The following is a 16,426-nucleotide window of genomic DNA, read 5'->3' as shown; positions in this document are numbered from 1 at the left end:
GAGCCGGCCTGGCCACGCGCCACCGGCCCGCGACAGCGGCATGAAGGACGGCGAGCTCTTTGGAACAACGCAAGCGGCGGAGGAAATCCGCCGCTTCACCATCCGTGGCGGTGGGCTTTCGGCCAACATCCTCAATCTGGGTGCCATCATCCAGGACCTGCGTCTTGCCGGTCACGAGGCGCCGCTGGTGCTGGGTTTCGACCGGTTCGAGGCCTATGAGCGCGACACTGGCTATTTCGGCGCCGTGGTCGGGCGCTTCGCCAACCGCATCCGCGACGGCCGTTTCACGCTGGCCGGCCAGCGGCAACAGACCGACCGCAACTTCCTCGGCAAACATGCGCTGCATGGCGGATCGGGCGGCTATTCTGGCCGCGCCTGGTCGGTTGCTTTGCATGGGCATGATTTCGTGACGCTTTCGCTGCACGATCCCGGTGGATCGATGGGCTTTCCCGGCGCGCTCGATGTCACCTGTACCTATCGGCTGAAGATCCCCGGAACGCTGAGCGTGGAACTGACTGCCACGGCCGACGAGGCCACCGTCTGCAATCTCAGCCAGCATTCCTACTTCAATCTCGACGATGGCGGTGCCGGCGACGTGCTCGACCACCGGGTCATGATCCCGGCCGGCGCCTATCTGCCGGTCGACGCCGAGATGATCCCAACGGGCGTGGTGCAGCCGGTCGACCGCACGCCCTTCGATTTCCGGCAGGCGCGCAGCCTGCGCACGGAAGCAGGCGACCAGCTCGTCTACGATCACAATTTCTGCCTGGCCTCAGCGCGCGGGCCCTTGCGCAAGGCCGCCTGGGTGCAAGGTGCCGTGTCCGGCGTCGAGATGGAGGTCTGGACCACCGAGCCTGGTCTCCAGCTCTATGGCGGCGGCTATATCGCGCCGCCGGCACCAGGGCTTGGCGGTATCGGCTATAAGCGCTTTGCCGGCCTGTGCTTGGAGGCGCAGACTTGGCCCGACGCACCCAATCGTTCCTATTTCCCGTCGGCAACCCTCTTGCCCGGCGAGACCTATCACCAGCTGACCGAGTACCGGTTCAGGCTGGGATAGGAGCGAGGGCTTCTGCCCTCAGGGAAAAGTTCAGGCCTATTGCCCGAATGCCTTGCGCAGGATGTCGAACGGGGCCAGCGCACCGCGCACCTGGACGACGGCGGCGGCGACGCGATGGGCGCTGCGGGCGGCTTCCGCCGGCGACCGGCCGGCGAGGCGTGCGGCCAGGTAACCGCCGTTGAAGGAATCGCCCGCGCCGGTCGTGTCGACGGGCTTCGCGACATGGATTGCCGGGATCTCCTCCCTGTCGGCGCCGGTGGCGACCAATGCCGGCATCTCGCCATTCTTGACGACGATCTCGGATACGGTCCTGCCCAGCCTCGTCGCCGTTTCCTCCGGGCTCCGGTCGCCATGGAGCATCTGTTCGTCGGGGAAGGTCGGCAGCGCGATGTCGGTGACCGTCAGTGCCGCAGCGATGGCTTTCTGTGCTGTGCCGACATCCGGCCACAGGCGCGGACGGTAGTTGGGGTCGAAGGCGACCAGGCTGCCGGCCGCGCGCGCTGCGGCGACGGTGGTCAGAAGCGTGCCCCGAGCACGTTCGTCCAGAATTGCCAAAGTGATTCCGGAAAAGTAGATAAGCGACTGGCTTTCAAGGCTTTTGACCAAGGCGTCTGAATTCGACGCGAGCTGCCGGGCCGCCGAATCGGCGCGCCAGTAGGTGAAGGAGCGTTCGGCGCCTTCCAGCGTGATGGCGTAAAGGCCGGGCCGAGCGCCTGCAATAACCGGACTGGCGCCTATGCCGATGCCATTTTCGGCGAGAAATTCGATCTGCTGGTGCGAGAAGGGGTCGTCGCCAAAGGCCGAGACGTAAGTTGCGGGGCGATCCTTGGCCAGCGCCGCCAGCGCCCACAAGGTGTTGAAGGTGTCGCCGGCGAAACCCAGGCGCCAGTCCGGCCCGCTCTGGCCAGACAATTCCAGCATGCATTCGCCGATCGAGGCGACACCTTGCATTGACATCAGTGTTTGTCTCCCTTGTCCTCCGTCTAACCGTTCGACAGGATCGACGCCATGGCATGGTGTCCGGGATTCGGGCATCGCCGCACTTTCCCACAACCCAGCGGGATGCTAGGCGCTGTGCCGGACGTTCACCGAGATGATGTGGGGCACAGTTGGCAGCGTTCTGGCGGTATCTGGTTGCTGGCGTCGGGCTGGCCGCCGTCCTCTTCGGCGTGTTGACGGTGGTCTACATGACCGCGCCCAACACCGCGCCCCCAGCCGCGCCCGAAACCCAGCAAACCAAGGGCAGCGAGAAAGGCCTGTTCGTGGCCACCTTCGCGCCGGAGAACGGAACGGTGAAGCAGGGCGAACTGCACGACTGGGTGCTGACATTGAAGACCGCCGCCGGCACGCCGGTGGAAGGCGCGATCATCGAGGTTTCCGGCGGCATGCCGCAGCATGCGCATGGCCTGCCGACAAGCCCGCGCGCGACGGACTATCTGGGCGAGGGACGTTATCGGATTTCCGGCGTGAAATTCTCGATGAGCGGCTGGTGGCAATTGCGCTTCGCCATCACAGCGCCTGCGGGTTCGGATACTGTCCTGTTCAACATCGTGCTGTGAGCCGCTCATGAGACGCTGGTCCGGTCTAGGTTCCAGTCTGGGCATCGTCATTGCGCTGGCGGCCCTGGTCGCGGCCTGCGGCAGGCCGCAATTCTCCGAGGCCGAGAAACGGACCATCGCCGGCCTGGCCTTGACGGCGTTGCCGCCGCTGAAAACCGACGCCACCAACCGTTTCGCCGACGATCCGGCAGCGGCAGCCTTGGGTGCCACGCTGTTCTTCGATCTTTCGATGAGCCGCGACGGCACGGTCGCCTGCTCGACCTGCCACAAGATCGACCGGCAATTCCAGGACGATCTGCCGCAAGCGGTCGGCGTGGCACGCACCAACCGGCGCACCATGCCGCTTGCCGGTGTTGCCTATAGTTCCTGGCTGTTCTGGGACGGGCGGCGCGACAGCCTGTGGGCACAGGCGCTGGTGCCGTTGGAGAACCCGCTCGAGCAGGCGGGTAATCGCGCATCCTATGCGCACTATATCAAGGCGCGCTTCGGTGAACGCTACGAACGGATTTTCGGGCCGATGCCCGACCTTTCGAAAGTCCCGGCCAATGCCAGCCCGTTGGGATCGCTGGCCGACCAATCCGCCTGGAAGACGATGAACGCAGCCGATCAGGATGGTGTCGACCGCGTCTTTGCCAATATCGGCAAGGCGATTGCCGCCTTCGAACGCTCGATCATGCCCAAGGAAACACGCTTCGACCGTTTCGCCATAGCGCTGGCGACCGGTGCCGAGCCGAAGGATGACGCGGCCTTTTCGCCGGAGGAAATCCAGGGGCTGAAGCTGTTTATCGGCAAGGCAAGCTGCTCGACCTGCCATAACGGCCCGCTGTTCACCGATCACGGCTTCCACAACACCGGCGTGCCGCCGGTCAGGGACCTGCCGCCGGACCGCGGCCGCATCAACGCCGTCGCCCAGGTCGAGGCCGACCCGTTCAATTGCCTCGGCCGCTATCGCGACGGCGGCGCGGAGGCCTGCGGCGAATTGAAGTTCATCGTCAAGGACAAGCCCGAGCTGATCCGCGCCTACAAGACGCCGTCGCTGCGGGCGGTCGCCGGGCGTCCGCCCTATATGCATGCCGGCCAGTTCGGCTCGCTGGACGATGTCGTCGCGCACTACACCAAGGCGCAGCAGAGCGTCGAGGGTGTCTCGGAAGTGCATCCCCTGCAGCTTTCCGATCGCGAGCGCGCCGCGCTGGTGGCGTTTTTGAAGACGCTGGGCGAATAGGTCTAGCGGTCCTTCACCGTTTCCATCGCCACGAAAGTCGAGGTCTGCGCGACATGCGGCAGCGACGAGATGCGCTCGCCCAGAATGCGCCGGTAGGCGGCGATGTCGCGTGTGCGCACTTTAAGCAGGTAGTCGAAGCTCGCCGCCATCATGTGGCACTGCTCGATCTCGGGCACGCCCTGCACCGAGCGGTTGAAGGCGTCGAGGGCGCTGGAGCGGGTGTCCGACAATTTCACCTGCACGAAGGCGACATGGCCTTCGCCCATGCGCTCGCGGTCGATGATCGCCGAATAGCCGCGGATGTAGCCATCCTTCTCCAGGCGTTTGACGCGTGCCTGCACCGGCGTCTTCGACAGGCCGACCTTTAGAGCCAGTTCCGACATGGACTGGCGGCCATTCCTGGCCAGGGCGGACAGGATGTTGCGGTCGAGGCGGTCCAGTTGGTCTTCCATGATCCGTTTTGAAGCCCACGCAGCGTATTATTCTGTTCTTCATAGACCAAATGGCCTGCATTGGCGAGTTCTTTGGATCGAATGGCGGGAGGCTTCGTGCTAGCTTGCACCATCCGGTCCGGCAGGCCGCCGACCGGCGTGTTCTTCCGCGCTTTCAAAGGACCGCCATGCCCGCGCTCAACACCATCCGCCAGCAGATTCGCGCCAACTATCTCCCCGACGAGGACGAGGCCGTGAAGCGGCTGGCTGTGGCGAGCGGGCTCTCGGCCGAAGCGCGAAAGGCGATTTCCGCTCGTGCCGCCGATCTGGTGCGGGCCGTGCGCGGTTCAGCCGACCCGCGGCTGATGGAGGTGTTTCTCTCGGCCTACGGACTTTCCACCAAGGAAGGCGTGGCGCTGATGTGCCTGGCGGAAGCGCTGCTGCGTGTGCCGGACGCCGAGACCATGGACGATCTGATCGCCGACAAGATCGCGCCGCATGACTGGTCCGCGCATTCCGGCGGCTCGTCGTCGATCTTCGTCAATGCCTCGACCTGGGCGCTGATGCTGACCGGCCGCGTGCTCGACGAGGGCGAGGGCGGCATCGAAGGCACGCTGCGCGCCATGGTGCGGCGCCTCGGCGAGCCGGTTATCCGCAAGGCGGTAGCAGCGGCGATGCGCGAGATGGGCGAGCAGTTCGTGCTCGGCCGCACCATCGCCGAAGCCGTCAAGCGCGGCCGTTCGATGACGCAGAACGGCTATCTCTATTCCTTCGACATGCTGGGCGAGGCAGCTCGCACCGAGCACGATGCGCTGCGTTACCTGAAGGCCTATGCCGATGCCATCGCCTCGCTGGCGCCCGGCGCCAAGGGCGACGACATCCGCCTCAACCACGGCATCTCGGTCAAGCTCTCGGCGCTGCATCCGCGCTACGAGGTGGCGCAGAAGGAGGCCATGCTGCCGGTGATGGCCGATCGCCTGCTTTCGCTGGCGCGCGCCGCGCGCAAGGCGCGCATGGGCTTGAACATCGATGCCGAAGAGGCTGATCGGCTTGATCTTTCGCTCGACGTCATCGAGCGCGTGCTGGCCGATCCCGAACTGGCCGACTGGAATGGTTTCGGCGTCGTTGTGCAAGCTTACGGCCCACGCGCGGCCTTCGTCATCGACTGGCTGCACGCACTGGCGACGAAGCTCGACCGCAAGATCATGGTGCGGCTGGTGAAGGGTGCCTATTGGGACACCGAGATCAAGCGCGCGCAGACGCTCGGTCTCACCGGCTATCCGGTGTTCACGCGCAAGGTGAATACCGACGTGTCTTACTTGGCCTGCGCGCGCAAGCTGCTCGGCATGACCGACCGCATCTATCCGCAATTCGCCACTCACAACGCGCACACCGCGGCCGCCATCCTGTCGATGGCGCCGGACCGCGATTGTTTCGAATTCCAGCGCCTGCACGGCATGGGCGAGCAGCTGCACGAGACGATCCGCAAGGCTGAGGGCACACGCTGCCGCATCTACGCGCCGGTCGGCGCGCATTCGGATCTGCTTGCTTATCTGGTGCGGCGTCTCCTGGAAAACGGCGCCAACTCCTCCTTCGTGCATCAGCTGACCGACGAGGACGTGGCGCCGGAGGAGATCGCCAGCGATCCGCTCGAAGCCGCCGAGACGCAAGGCTCGGCGGCCAATCCGAACATCGCCAAGCCCGCTGCCATCTTCGGCACCGGCCGCCGCAATGCCAGGGGCTGGGACATCACCGACGTCGTCACACTTGCCGAGATCGACAAGGCCAAGGCCGCCTTTGTCGGCCCCAACCGCTGGAGCGCCAAGCCGATCACTCGCGCCGCCGGCTACGGCCAGGAGCGGCCGGTGGTCAACCCGGCGCGACCGTCGGACGTGGTGGGAACGGTGACCGAGGCGGCGGCCAAACAGGTCGCAACCGCCGTGCGCTTCGCCGTCGAGGCTCAGCCGGGCTGGGCGAAACGGCCGGTCAGCGAGCGGGCCGCGATCCTCGACCGAGCGGCCGACCTCTACGAAAAACATGCCGTCGAGTTCTTCGCGCTCGCCACCCGCGAGGCCGGCAAGACGCTGGCCGACGGCGTCGCGGAAGTGCGCGAGGCGGTGGATTTCCTGCGCTATTACGCCGCCCAGGCCGCCCAGGCCGCCCAGGCCGAGGCTGGCACCGAGGCGCGGGGCGCCATCGTCTGCATTTCGCCGTGGAATTTCCCGCTTGCCATCTTCACCGGCCAAATCGCGGCAGCGCTTGTCACCGGCAATTCGGTAATCGCCAAGCCGGCGGAACAGACGCCGCTGATCGCTTATCGCGCGGTCGAACTGCTGCGTGAGGCCGGTGTGCCGGAAGACGTCATTCAGCTGCTGCCGGGCGATGGACCCACAGTCGGCGCTCCGCTCACCGCCGACCCGCGCATTGCCGGCGTCTGCTTCACCGGATCGACCGAAGTCGCCAAGCTGATCGAACGGCAACTGGCCAAGACGGCGGCGCCCGACGCCATGCTGATCGCCGAAACCGGCGGGCTGAACGCCATGATCGTCGATTCCACCGCGCTGCCCGAGCAGGCGATCCGCGACGTGCTGGCATCTTCCTTCCAGAGTGCCGGCCAACGTTGCTCGGCGTTGCGCGTGCTCTATGTCCAGAAGGATGTGGAAGCCAAGATGCTGGAGATGCTGAAAGGGGCGATGGATGCGCTCAACATTGGCGATCCCTGGCAGCTCTCGACCGATGTCGGTCCGGTCATCGACGACGAGGCGCAGAAGTCGATCAAGGATTACAGCGCCAGGATGGCGGGCGAGGGGCGTGCCATTGCCCAACTCACCGCGCCGAAGGACGGCCGCTTCGTTGCGCCTGCGGTGTTCCGGGTCAAGGGCATCGAGGAAATGGAGCGCGAGGTGTTCGGCCCGGTGCTGCATGTCGCCACCTTCGAGGCCGACGAGATCGACGCCGTCATCGCCGCCGTCAACCGCAAGGGCTACGGACTGACCTTTGGCCTGCACACCCGCATCGAGGGCCGTGTGCAGCATTTCGTCGACGGCATTCATGCCGGCAATATCTATGTCAACCGCAACCAGATCGGCGCCGTGGTCGGCTCGCAGCCCTTCGGCGGCGAGGGCCTGTCAGGTACCGGTCCCAAGGCTGGCGGACCGCACTATCTGCGCCGTTTCCGCAAGGGACCGGAAGCGGGCGCGGCGCTCGTCGAAGGCCGCGCGGCCTCGGCCAGGGAACTATCCGACTACATGCCCGATCCCGCGCTTGGCGGCTGGTCGACGAGGGCTGACCGCATCGCCATGCTGCGCAAGCATCTGCGTGGCAAAGGGGCGGAGGCGATCACTGCTGCCGCCGGTCTCGAATATGGCCAGATCGATCTGCCCGGACCGACCGGCGAAGCCAACACGCTGTCGCTGACGCCGCGTGGCCGTGTGCTGGCACTTGGCCCGGACGCCGAGACGTTGTTGGCGCAGGCGGTTCAGGCACTCGCGGCCGGCAATGCCGTCCTGGCGGTGGCTCTAGGCGCTCCGGCGGCGCTCTCCGCGCTCACCGGAAAAGGTTTGCCGATCGCGGCCATCGATGCCCGGATCGATGCGACGACCATTGGCGCGCTGCCGCTGGATGTCGTTGCCTTCTCCGGCACGGCTGACGACGCCCGCGCCCTGCGCGCCGCGATCGCGGAACGCAAGGGGCCGATCGTGCCGCTGGTCAGCGAGGTCGTCTACCCGGCCGCCTACGCGCATGAACGCGCGGTCTGCGTCGACACAACGGCGGCCGGCGGCAATGCCAGCCTGCTGGCGGCGGCTTGAGGCGAAAAGGTTTTCCGACGAACGATATCCCCTCCCTGAATGAAGTTACGTGAAAATCGATCTAGTCAGCGTTGGTGACAAACAGTACTGCGTGGATCGTTCGTATTTCTAAGGGGTAGGGGGACTTAACGTGCATCACTTTCTAACCATGGCAATTTTCAACGTGGCTCTTCTTGTCGCTTCCGGTCCCGCTATGGCGGAATCACTGGCCGGCAAGGTCGGCGACAAACGTTATCCGGTTAATATTCCCTGGGGGTCCGTCGGAAGCTGCCAGAAGGCGTATGATGACTACATCGCCGCTCCCGGTCATTCTGCTTATGCAACGACGGTCATGGATCGTACGGTGGAATATTTCATCTGCGGTGCTTGGCTGAACGCGCCGTCGCAGAAAAAGGCGGAGGCGCTGGCGCTGAAGTCCTGCCAAAAGTCGGTAAGCAAGTACAAAGTCCAGATCGCGGGCGCTTGCAGCATCGCTGCCTCGAAGTAGCATCGGCTTGCCGATCTCGGTGAAGCTATTTCACGGAGATCGAGGCATGGATCGATTGATGGCTTCCCGCCTCGAGACCGAAGCGGGAAGCTGTCAATATATTTGGATGGCCTACGCGCCTTCCACCACCGAAAAGCCCTCGAATTGCGGGTGGCCGATATAGGCCGCCTTGGACGAACCGGCATTTTTGTGGGCGTTGCGGAAGTTTTCCGATTTGGTCCAGGCGACGAAGTCGTCATGGCTCGCCCAGACCGTGTGTGAGGCGAACAGCGTGTAGCCTTCGGCCTCGTTCGCCGGCCCGCGCAGCAGGTGGAACTCCTTGAAGCCGGCCATTTCCGACAGCGAGGAATCGCGGTTCTTCCAGACAGACTCGAAGGCCTCTTCCGAGCCGTTCTGCACCTTGAAGCGGTTCATGGCGATATACATGGCATTCCTTTCCGGGATGATGGCTGATGCGTGAAGAGTGAATTCAAAGAAATGGGCCGATCTGGACGGTGAAGGGCCAGGCCTTGCGGCCGGTTTCAGGCGGGATTGGCGGGTAGGGTGCCACACCCTTCACCAAGGCCACCGCGAATTTGTCGAGTTCCGGTGAGCCCGAGCTTCGCATAAGCCTCACGTCGACCACGCCGCCGTCGGCCATAACGATGAAGCTGACGACAGCATTGCTGAGTGCCTTGGCCTGTGTCGCCCGCGAAACGCGCCGGTTTGCGCGGTCGAGTTTCCCTTGCACTTGGCCGCTAAAGCGGGACGCTGCCGCATTGCCGGCGCCTGTTTGCGCGCTGGTGATGCCCGACAGAGTGGTGCTGCCATCTTCCCGCCCTTCATTGACCCCGCGCAGTGCATCGTTCTCGGCCTGGCCGCCGGCTCCGGATGCGGATTTCGGCCGCGCCGGTTTTTGCGGTTGCTCGGCCGGCGCTTGAGGTGCGGGGTGCGTTTCCTGCTCAGCCAATTGCCGTTCGGCTTCGCTCGGCTCGGGCATCACCGGACGCATGATCTCCAACTTGGCGGTCGGGCGGCCTTCCAGGACCGCGACGGCATCCTTCTCGTCCTGTGTCTGCGGGATCGCCAACACGTTGGGTGAAGGTTCGACCGGTTGTTGTTGGGGCTCTTTCGTCGGCTGAACCTGCTCCTTGGGCGGTTGAGCCTGCTCCTTGGTTGGCTGAGCCGGCTGGGTGGATGGTGGGTTCTCGGGCTGCGGCTGAATTTTCCTGGGCGGCTGCAACTCGCTTTCCGGCACGACGGTGACATTGGTCACGTCCCGTTGCTGATCGGCACCGGCGGCCGTGGCGTCATTTTCCTCATTGCCAAACAAGAGCGGTTTGGTCCCGTTCGCCCCCGCGATCTCGGTCGGGGTCAGCTCGCGCGGCGGTAAAATGCTCTCGGGCGCAAAGATCAGCATGGCCGCCACCGCGAGATGAAAGACCAGCGAGGCGACAAAGGCCAGTGACCATTTGCGCACCGACGCGGCAGGCCGGGTTTCCGCGACATAGTCCGGCTCGGCGGGCAACGGTTCGATGTCGGCATTGGCGCTGTCATCGAGGCTCGCCTGTTCGGGCGGATCGGGCTGCAACACGCCGCCGGGTATCGCGATCTCGGGATCGCCGCCGGCCGGCATCGAGGCGTCGGCGCCGGCAAGCGGCCGGGACGATGTCCTGTTCGAAATGGCCGGTTGCAATTCCAAGGCGCAAGTTCCTGTTCATGACGGAAACTCAGACCCCGAAGGTGATGCCCGCCTTGCTGGTGGTCTTGAGGTCGCGCATGCAGGCTGTGGGCTCGACGCCCTGGCCGACGCATTCCGTTGCGCTGTTGACCAGCACGCGGCTGATCTTGCCGCAATCCGTACCCGAAAGATCGAAGCGCGTCACCTTCGTCTTGCCGGCTGGCAAATCCTTGAAGTCGAGCACGGTGATACGGTCGACGACACCGGCCGTGTTGAACAGGGCGATCTCGAACGCCGCCTTGGTCAGCCCGGCTCCGAGCGTGTTGGTAACCACGAAGGTCAGGCGGCAGCCCTTGTCGGAAGGCTGCGCGCCATTGAGTTCGAGCGAGAGCGAAGCCGCCTCGGCCTGTTGCGCGAGCGCGGGACCCATGCCGGCAGGGATGGCGGCGAGGGTGGTCAACAGGATCAGCGACTTCGCTCTCATGGTGTCGGCTCAGCCTCCGAAGCGCATCGTTGCGCCCAGCTTGAAGGTCACGCCCGGCTCGTAGATCGTCGAGGTGGTCGTGGCGTTCAGCGGGTTGGCGTATTTCACGTCGAAAATGTTGTCGACGCGGAAGTCGAGATTGAGGTTGTCGTTGGCCTTGTAGGAGGCGAAGGCGTTGACCAGCGTGTAGTCGCGGGCCGCCTTGTTGCCTTTCGGCGCGCCGTTGTACTGCACCTCGCCACCCACGGTCAGCCGGTCCTCGAAGAAGCGGAAGCCGAGCTGGGCCGCGACCTGGGCGGACGGCACGGTGGTCAGATCCGCGCGCACGCCCTTGTAGGAAACGGTGTGGCCGTTGATGATCGAGCCGGAAAGGCCGGCGAAGCCCCAGGCCGCGTCATAGACGCTTTCGAACTCGAAGCCGTTGATCTTGGCCTTGGCGAAGTTCTGGTACTGGAAGCAGATCGGGATCGTGCCGCCGCGCCGGCAGCCGCTGGTCGGGTTGAACGGCGACAGCGTCACGCCGCCGATATAGTCGGTGACGTCGTTGTTGAAGTAGGCGGCCTTGATGCGCAGCGCATCGTCAGCCTGGAAGATACCGTCGGCGGTGTAGTTGACGCCGGCTTCCCAGGTCTTGCCGGTCTCAGGCCGAAGGTTCGGATTCGGCAGGAAGGGGAAGGAAACCCCTGACGGGTGCAGGCCGCTGATGAAGGTTTCGCTGAGCGAGGGCGAGCGATAGCCTTCGGCATAGGTGGTGTAGACCTGCAGGCCGCTGAGGCCCGGTGCCTCGAACGGCGACACACCCACGGTGACGCGCGGCGAAAGCCGGTCGCCGGAGGTTTCCGAGGACGATCCCTTGAGGCTGTAGCTGTCGTAGCGCAGGCCGGCGATCACTTCGAGCCATTCCCAGGTCAGCTTGTCCTGGATATGGGCGCCGCCGACATTGCGCTTGCCCGACGGTGTGTAGAAGGCATCGCCCGCCGCCACGCCGGTGGTGGTGACGTCGTCCGACACCCAGTCGCCGCCATAGGTCAGCTCGTGGTTGATGCCGCTCGTCTCGAAGCGCGAGGTGTTCCAGACGTCGATGCCGAACGTGCCGATGTCGTAGGTGGTCTTCGACCCGGCGGGCAGCGTCGTCGGACGGCCGGTGATCGGGTCGAAGCGGCCGCCGAGCGGGATCAGGCTGGTCTGCTCAAGCGTGGCCTTGTTGTAGGAAAGGTTCACATTGAGGTCGAGCCAGCTCTTGTCTTCGTCGGTCAGGTTGTAGCGGCCGGTGAAGGTGTTCTGCTTCATGTCGAGGTCGTAGGCGGGCTTGCCGCCGCTGATCTCGTTCCAGCTCTCGCTGTTGCCGATCCAGCCGAGCTTCAGCGTCGAATTCTCGGTCGGGCGGATCGTGGTCTTCAGCATGCCACTCAGCACGTCGAAACCGCTGCCGCCGACCTTGTTGCCGGCGCCGTCCTTATAGTCGGAATAGTCGCGGTAGACGATGTTGCCGAGCACGTCGAAATTGTCGTTGAACTTGTAGGCGCCGGTCGCGCTCGTGGTCCAGCCCTTGCCATTGGTCTCATAGCGGCCGGAGAGCGACGTTGCCCAGGTCTCGCCCGCCTTCAGGAAGTCCTCGGCGTCCTTGGTGTCGAACATGACGACGCCGCCGATCGCACCGGACCCGTAGGTGTTGGCGACCGGGCCGCGGATGACGTCGACCGACTTGATCAGTTCGGGATCGATATAGAAGGTCGACTGCGTGCCGTGGTCGGAACGCTGGAAGTTCTGGCGGGCACCGTCGACGATGACGGCGACGCGGCCGAAGTCCTGCAGGCCGCGAATGTTGATCGACGAGGCGGTGCGGCGCGCGTCGGCCTGCACGGTGACGCCAGGCACGCCGCGCAACAACTCGTTCGGCGTCGATGCCATGCGGCGATCGATCTGTTCCTGGTCTACATGGCTGACCGAGGCGAGCGCCTTGATTGCGGTTTCGCCGGTGCGGCTGATCAGCATGATCTTGTCGAGCAGGGTGGCGCCCAGCGACGTGGGTTTGGCATCGGCGGTTTCGGCCGGTTTGTCGTTCTGCGTGGGTTGCGCGGCTTGCTGCGCAAGCGCGGTGCCGGAAAGCAGTGCCGCTGCGGCGGCACCTGCGGCCAGTGTCGCCAATCCTCTTGCTACGGCGCCGCTCGTATTGCGACGTCCCGCGGTCTCTCCAGACCGCCCATCAATCCCCAAGCCCATGTCCAACTCCAAATGGCAAGCTGCATGCTGGCTCACCCTTGGGCTGGCTCGCATTTTTTCGTTCGGCCGGCTTCTTAAATGTTGACTCATTTAGTCCGGTATTGCACTGACTAGTAAACATGATTATTCAAGTCAACAAATGAATCGACGTTTTGCAGGAAGCCGGACACACCCGGCGAGATCAGGAGTGGATCAGCATGAACACGCACAACCCTGACGATTTCCGTTTCCGCTACCGCCGGCCCGAAGCGCAGACGCAATTGCGCGTCGAACGGGTGCCGCTGTCGGTCAGGACACTCACCAGCAATTCGCTTTTCCAGGGCGAACACGAGATCGGCATCGAGCACCACGGCGCGCTCTACCGGCTCAAGATCACCCGTCAGGGCAAGCTCATCCTCAACAAGTAAATAGCAAGGGTAGGGACGGTAATGGACCAGCGCGTAAAGCCAGCCCCGCACGAAATTCGGCGGATGCGAGCGGAAAACCCCAAAATGCGCGAGCGCGATCTCGCCGCTCAGCTCGGCATTTCGGAAGCCGAACTTGTGGCCGCGCATTGCGGCGAGGGGGTTACGCGCGTCGAGCCGCGCGTCAACGATCTCCTGACTGGTCTCGAACCGGTCGGCGAGGTCATGGCGCTGACCCGCAACGAAAGCGCGGTCCACGAGAAAATCGGCGTCTACGACAAGGTCGTCACCGGCGAGCACACGGCGATGGCGCTGGGCGAGAATATCGACCTGCGCATCTTCCCGAAGGTATGGGCGCATGGCTTTGCCGTCGAGAAGCGCGACGGCGATGACATCCGCCACAGCCTGCAGTTCTTCGACGCGGCGGGCGAGGCCGTGCACAAGGTGCATCTGCGTCCGTCCTCCAACCTCTATGCCTATCAGAAACTGGTCGACCAACTCGTCTCGCCCAACCAGGAGCCGACAGTGGCGCTTACGAGCCTCGCCGAGGACGATGCGCCGGGCGAATTGTCGCCGCAGACGGTGGACGATCTGCGCGAGCGCTGGAGCAAGCTGACCGACGTGCACCAGTTCTTCGGCATGCTGCGCACGCTGAAGCTCAGCCGTCAGCAGGCGGTTCAGATGATCGGCAAGGATTATGCCTGGAAGCTCGATCCCGAGGCGGTGACGGCGATGTTTAATGCCGCCGCCGAAAGCGCACAGCCGATCATGTGCTTCGTCGGCAATCGGGGCTGCATCCAGATCCATTCCGGCCCGGTCAAGTCGATCAAGCCGATGGGGCCGTGGATCAACGTGCTGGACGAGACGTTCCACCTGCACCTGCGCACCGACCACATCACCGAAGCCTGGGCCGTGCGCAAGCCGACCAAGGACGGTCACGTCACCTCGCTCGAAGCCTATGGCGCCGACGGCAAGATGATCATCCAGTTCTTCGGCAAACGCCATGAAGGCGAGGTCGAGCGTGCCGATTGGCGCTCGCTGGCCGAGAGCCTGCCGCGCCTGGCAACGCAGAGTGCCGCATGATGTATCTATCCCCGAAGAAGTTCGCGCGGGTCGCCGCGTTCGGCGCCGTTCTGGCCTGCGCCTTGCCAACGGTGGTGGCGGCGAATGAAAACATCACCGTTTTCCCCCGACACCAAGCGCATCGTCGCCGTCGGCGGCGCGGTTACCGAGATCGTCTATGCGCTGGGCGAGGAAGGCAAGCTCGTCGCCCGTGATTCCACCAGCGTCTACCCGCCGGAAGCGCTGAAGCTTCCGGATGTCGGCTATATGCGCGCGCTGTCGCCGGAGGGCGTGCTTTCGGTCAACCCGACCGGGATATTGGCGCTGAAGGGCAGCGGTCCGAAGGATGCCATCGACGTCTTGAAGAAGAGCAGCGTCGCCTATGTCGAGGTGCCGGAGACCTACGACCGCGCCGGCATCCTTGAGAAGATCCGCCTGGTGGGCAAGGCGCTGGGCGCCGACGCCAAGGCCGAGAAGCTGGCAGCGGAAACGGATGTGAAGCTGAAGGCGGCGGAGAAGCAGACGGCCTCGGTCAAGGATCGCAAGCGCGTGCTGTTCATCCTTTCCCTGCAGAACGGCAAGATCCTCGCTGCCGGCTCCAACACCGCCGCCGACGGCATCATCAAGCTCGCCGGCGGCGTCAATGCCGTGGAAAGCGTGGCCGGTTACAAGCAGCTTGCGGACGAAGCGGTGGTCACCGCAGCACCCGACGCCATCCTGATGATGAGCCATGCCGGACCTTCCGTGCCGGACGAGGTGTTGTTCGCCAATCCGGCGATCGCCGAGACGCCGGCAGGCAAGGCGAAGAAGGTGATCCGCATGGACGGTGCTTATCTCCTCGGTTTCGGCCCGCGCACGGCTGATGCCATCCACGATCTTGCGGTCGCCTTCTACGGCAGCCAGATCACCGATTGAGTGGTGGCGTCCCATGGTTGACCACTCGCTTGCCGGTTCAGCCGGCGTGATGACCCGCGCCGGCGATCGTTCGGCACGGGCGCGGCTGACCATCGTTCTGCTTGCAGCTCTGCTTGCAACGGTGATGCTGTTTTCCTTGACCGCCGGCGCCTCCGACGCTTCCGTTTTCGGGATGTTGCGCGACTGGCTGTCGGGCGCCGATGCCGGCGTGCTGAGCGCTCGCGACCGCATCATCATCTATGACATCCGCCTGCCGCGTGTCGTTCTCGGCGCGTTGATCGGTGCTGCGCTCGCCGTGTCCGGCGCCGTCATGCAGGGCCTGTTCCGCAATCCGCTCGCCGATCCCGGTATCGTCGGCGTTTCGGCGGGCGCCGGGCTCGGGGCGGTGTCGGTCATCGTGCTTGGCGGCACTGCGCTCGCGCCATTCACCGCGCTTCTGGGTTCGATGGCGCTGCCGCTGGCGGCCTTCGTCGGCGGTCTGGCGACGACGCTCATCCTCTATCAGGTGGCGACGCGCCAGGGCCGCACCTCGGTCGCGACCATGCTGTTGGCCGGCATCGCGCTCTCGGCGCTGGCCGGTGCGCTGATGGGGATCCTGATCTATCTGGCCGACGACCGCCAGCTGCGCGACCTGACCTTCTGGCAGCTCGGCTCGCTGGCCGGCGCGACCTGGACCAAGATCGCGACCGCTGGGCCGATCATGCTGGTGGCGCTCGCGGCCATGCCGTTCTTCGCTCGCGGGCTCAACGCACTGGCGCTCGGCGAAGCCACAGCGACCCATCTCGGCGTGCCGGTGCAGCGGCTGAAATATATCGCCATCGCCGGGGTTTCGGCGGCGGTCGGGGCCTCGGTCGCGGTCAGTGGCGGCATCGGTTTCATCGGCATTGTCGTGCCGCATGTGCTGCGCCTCTCCATCGGCCCGGACAACCGCTATCTGCTGCCGGCCTCGGCGCTGCTTGGCGCCACCCTGCTGTTGCTGGCCGATGCGCTGGCGCGCACCATCGTGGCGCCGGCCGAACTGCCCATCGGCATCATCACCGCGGCGGTCGGCGGTCCCTTCTTCCTGTGGATACTGTTGCGCAAGCGCGGTGTCCTTGATCTGTGAGGTCTGAC

The 16,426-nt window shown here is 64.8% G+C and carries 14 protein-coding genes and 1 pseudogene; 9 read left to right on the top strand and 6 right to left on the bottom strand.

The annotated features are described in order from the left end of the window. Positions 1-40 precede the first annotated feature (40 nt). Entirely contained in the window at positions 41-1,057 is a 1,017-nt protein-coding gene (locus QFZ88_RS03505; RefSeq protein ID WP_024927293.1) for an aldose epimerase family protein, read from the top strand. A 36-nt stretch (positions 1,058-1,093) separates the two neighbouring features. Here QFZ88_RS03505 and QFZ88_RS03500 read toward each other — a convergent pair whose 3' ends face one another. Next, entirely contained in the window at positions 1,094-2,014 is a 921-nt protein-coding gene (locus tag QFZ88_RS03500) for a sugar kinase (protein WP_024926239.1), read from the bottom strand. 152 nt (positions 2,015-2,166) lie between these two features. Between QFZ88_RS03500 and QFZ88_RS03495 the strand changes: the two genes are divergently transcribed. After that, the gene (locus QFZ88_RS03495; protein ID WP_024926240.1) at positions 2,167-2,616 is read left to right on the top strand and encodes a FixH family protein; all 450 of its coding nucleotides are present in this window, start codon (positions 2,167-2,169) and stop codon (positions 2,614-2,616) included. Between the two features lie 7 nt (positions 2,617-2,623). Then, positions 2,624-3,838, top strand: a complete 1,215-nt coding sequence (locus tag QFZ88_RS03490) for a cytochrome-c peroxidase (protein WP_024926241.1) — start codon at positions 2,624-2,626, stop codon at positions 3,836-3,838. 2 nt (positions 3,839-3,840) lie between these two features. On the opposite strand, the gene QFZ88_RS03485 is transcribed toward QFZ88_RS03490, so the two are convergent. Continuing rightward, the gene (locus tag QFZ88_RS03485; protein WP_024926242.1) at positions 3,841-4,290 is read right to left on the bottom strand and encodes an Lrp/AsnC family transcriptional regulator; all 450 of its coding nucleotides are present in this window, start codon (positions 4,288-4,290) and stop codon (positions 3,841-3,843) included. 167 nt (positions 4,291-4,457) lie between these two features. Here QFZ88_RS03485 and putA point away from each other — a divergent pair, with 167 nt between their 5' ends. Further along, complete coding sequence (putA, locus tag QFZ88_RS03480; protein ID WP_024926243.1) at positions 4,458-8,078, top strand: bifunctional proline dehydrogenase/L-glutamate gamma-semialdehyde dehydrogenase PutA; 3,621 nt, start codon at positions 4,458-4,460, stop codon at positions 8,076-8,078. Positions 8,079-8,226: 148 nt separating this feature from the next. After that, on the top strand, positions 8,227-8,565 hold the full coding sequence (locus tag QFZ88_RS03475) for a hypothetical protein (RefSeq protein ID WP_036253970.1): 339 nt from the start codon (positions 8,227-8,229) through the stop codon (positions 8,563-8,565). 111 nt (positions 8,566-8,676) lie between these two features. Here the strand turns inward: QFZ88_RS03475 and QFZ88_RS03470 are convergent, their stop codons facing one another. From QFZ88_RS03470 to QFZ88_RS03455, 4 genes are all read right to left on the bottom strand, one after another. Further along, positions 8,677-8,991, bottom strand: coding sequence for an antibiotic biosynthesis monooxygenase family protein (locus tag QFZ88_RS03470; protein WP_024926245.1), 315 nt, complete (start codon positions 8,989-8,991; stop codon positions 8,677-8,679). A 43-nt stretch (positions 8,992-9,034) separates the two neighbouring features. After that, on the bottom strand, positions 9,035-10,180 hold the full coding sequence (locus QFZ88_RS03465; protein ID WP_137900561.1) for an energy transducer TonB family protein: 1,146 nt from the start codon (positions 10,178-10,180) through the stop codon (positions 9,035-9,037). Positions 10,181-10,274: 94 nt separating this feature from the next. Next, positions 10,275-10,709 (bottom strand): hypothetical protein, encoded by a 435-nt coding sequence (locus tag QFZ88_RS03460; RefSeq protein WP_024926247.1) that lies wholly within the window; start codon positions 10,707-10,709, stop codon positions 10,275-10,277. 9 nt (positions 10,710-10,718) lie between these two features. Next, positions 10,719-12,932 (bottom strand): TonB-dependent hemoglobin/transferrin/lactoferrin family receptor, encoded by a 2,214-nt coding sequence (locus QFZ88_RS03455; protein WP_137900562.1) that lies wholly within the window; start codon positions 12,930-12,932, stop codon positions 10,719-10,721. 197 nt (positions 12,933-13,129) lie between these two features. Here QFZ88_RS03455 and hemP point away from each other — a divergent pair, with 197 nt between their 5' ends. From hemP to QFZ88_RS03435, 4 genes and pseudogenes are all read left to right on the top strand, one after another. Further along, positions 13,130-13,339 (top strand): hemin uptake protein HemP, encoded by a 210-nt coding sequence (gene hemP / locus QFZ88_RS03450; protein ID WP_024926249.1) that lies wholly within the window; start codon positions 13,130-13,132, stop codon positions 13,337-13,339. Between the two features lie 21 nt (positions 13,340-13,360). Then, positions 13,361-14,419: a hemin-degrading factor gene (locus tag QFZ88_RS03445; RefSeq protein WP_024926250.1), complete on the top strand. Its 1,059-nt coding sequence runs from the start codon at positions 13,361-13,363 to the stop codon at positions 14,417-14,419. Continuing rightward, positions 14,416-15,313: pseudogene (locus QFZ88_RS03440) on the top strand (hemin ABC transporter substrate-binding protein). The gene QFZ88_RS03445 and the pseudogene QFZ88_RS03440 overlap by 4 nt, the downstream one beginning before the upstream one ends. A 13-nt stretch (positions 15,314-15,326) precedes the next feature. After that, positions 15,327-16,418, top strand: a complete 1,092-nt coding sequence (locus tag QFZ88_RS03435; RefSeq protein WP_024926252.1) for a FecCD family ABC transporter permease — start codon at positions 15,327-15,329, stop codon at positions 16,416-16,418. The last annotated feature ends 8 nt before the right edge of the window (positions 16,419-16,426 follow it).

It is taken from the genome of Mesorhizobium sp. YL-MeA3-2017 (assembly GCF_030814575.1).
Lineage (GTDB): Bacteria > Pseudomonadota > Alphaproteobacteria > Rhizobiales > Rhizobiaceae > Mesorhizobium > Mesorhizobium terrae.
Note: the sequence above shows the minus strand (reverse complement) of the source record. Positions and strands in the feature narration are given on the sequence as shown.

Coding starts and splice junctions, on each gene's coding strand:
- QFZ88_RS03455 (WP_137900562.1), bottom strand. CDS start 12,932: ATGGGCTTGGGGATTGATGGGCGGTCTGGAGAGACCGCGGGACGTCGC.
- QFZ88_RS03490 (WP_024926241.1), top strand. CDS start 2,624: ATGAGACGCTGGTCCGGTCTAGGTTCCAGTCTGGGCATCGTCATTGCG.
- QFZ88_RS03470 (WP_024926245.1), bottom strand. CDS start 8,991: ATGTATATCGCCATGAACCGCTTCAAGGTGCAGAACGGCTCGGAAGAG.
- QFZ88_RS03445 (WP_024926250.1), top strand. CDS start 13,361: ATGGACCAGCGCGTAAAGCCAGCCCCGCACGAAATTCGGCGGATGCGA.
- hemP (WP_024926249.1), top strand. CDS start 13,130: ATGAACACGCACAACCCTGACGATTTCCGTTTCCGCTACCGCCGGCCC.
- QFZ88_RS03465 (WP_137900561.1), bottom strand. CDS start 10,180: ATGCCGGCCGGCGGCGATCCCGAGATCGCGATACCCGGCGGCGTGTTG.
- putA (WP_024926243.1), top strand. CDS start 4,458: ATGCCCGCGCTCAACACCATCCGCCAGCAGATTCGCGCCAACTATCTC.
- QFZ88_RS03475 (WP_036253970.1), top strand. CDS start 8,227: ATGGCAATTTTCAACGTGGCTCTTCTTGTCGCTTCCGGTCCCGCTATG.
- QFZ88_RS03460 (WP_024926247.1), bottom strand. CDS start 10,709: ATGAGAGCGAAGTCGCTGATCCTGTTGACCACCCTCGCCGCCATCCCT.
- QFZ88_RS03435 (WP_024926252.1), top strand. CDS start 15,327: ATGGTTGACCACTCGCTTGCCGGTTCAGCCGGCGTGATGACCCGCGCC.
- QFZ88_RS03485 (WP_024926242.1), bottom strand. CDS start 4,290: ATGGAAGACCAACTGGACCGCCTCGACCGCAACATCCTGTCCGCCCTG.
- QFZ88_RS03505 (WP_024927293.1), top strand. CDS start 41: ATGAAGGACGGCGAGCTCTTTGGAACAACGCAAGCGGCGGAGGAAATC.
- QFZ88_RS03500 (WP_024926239.1), bottom strand. CDS start 2,014: ATGTCAATGCAAGGTGTCGCCTCGATCGGCGAATGCATGCTGGAATTG.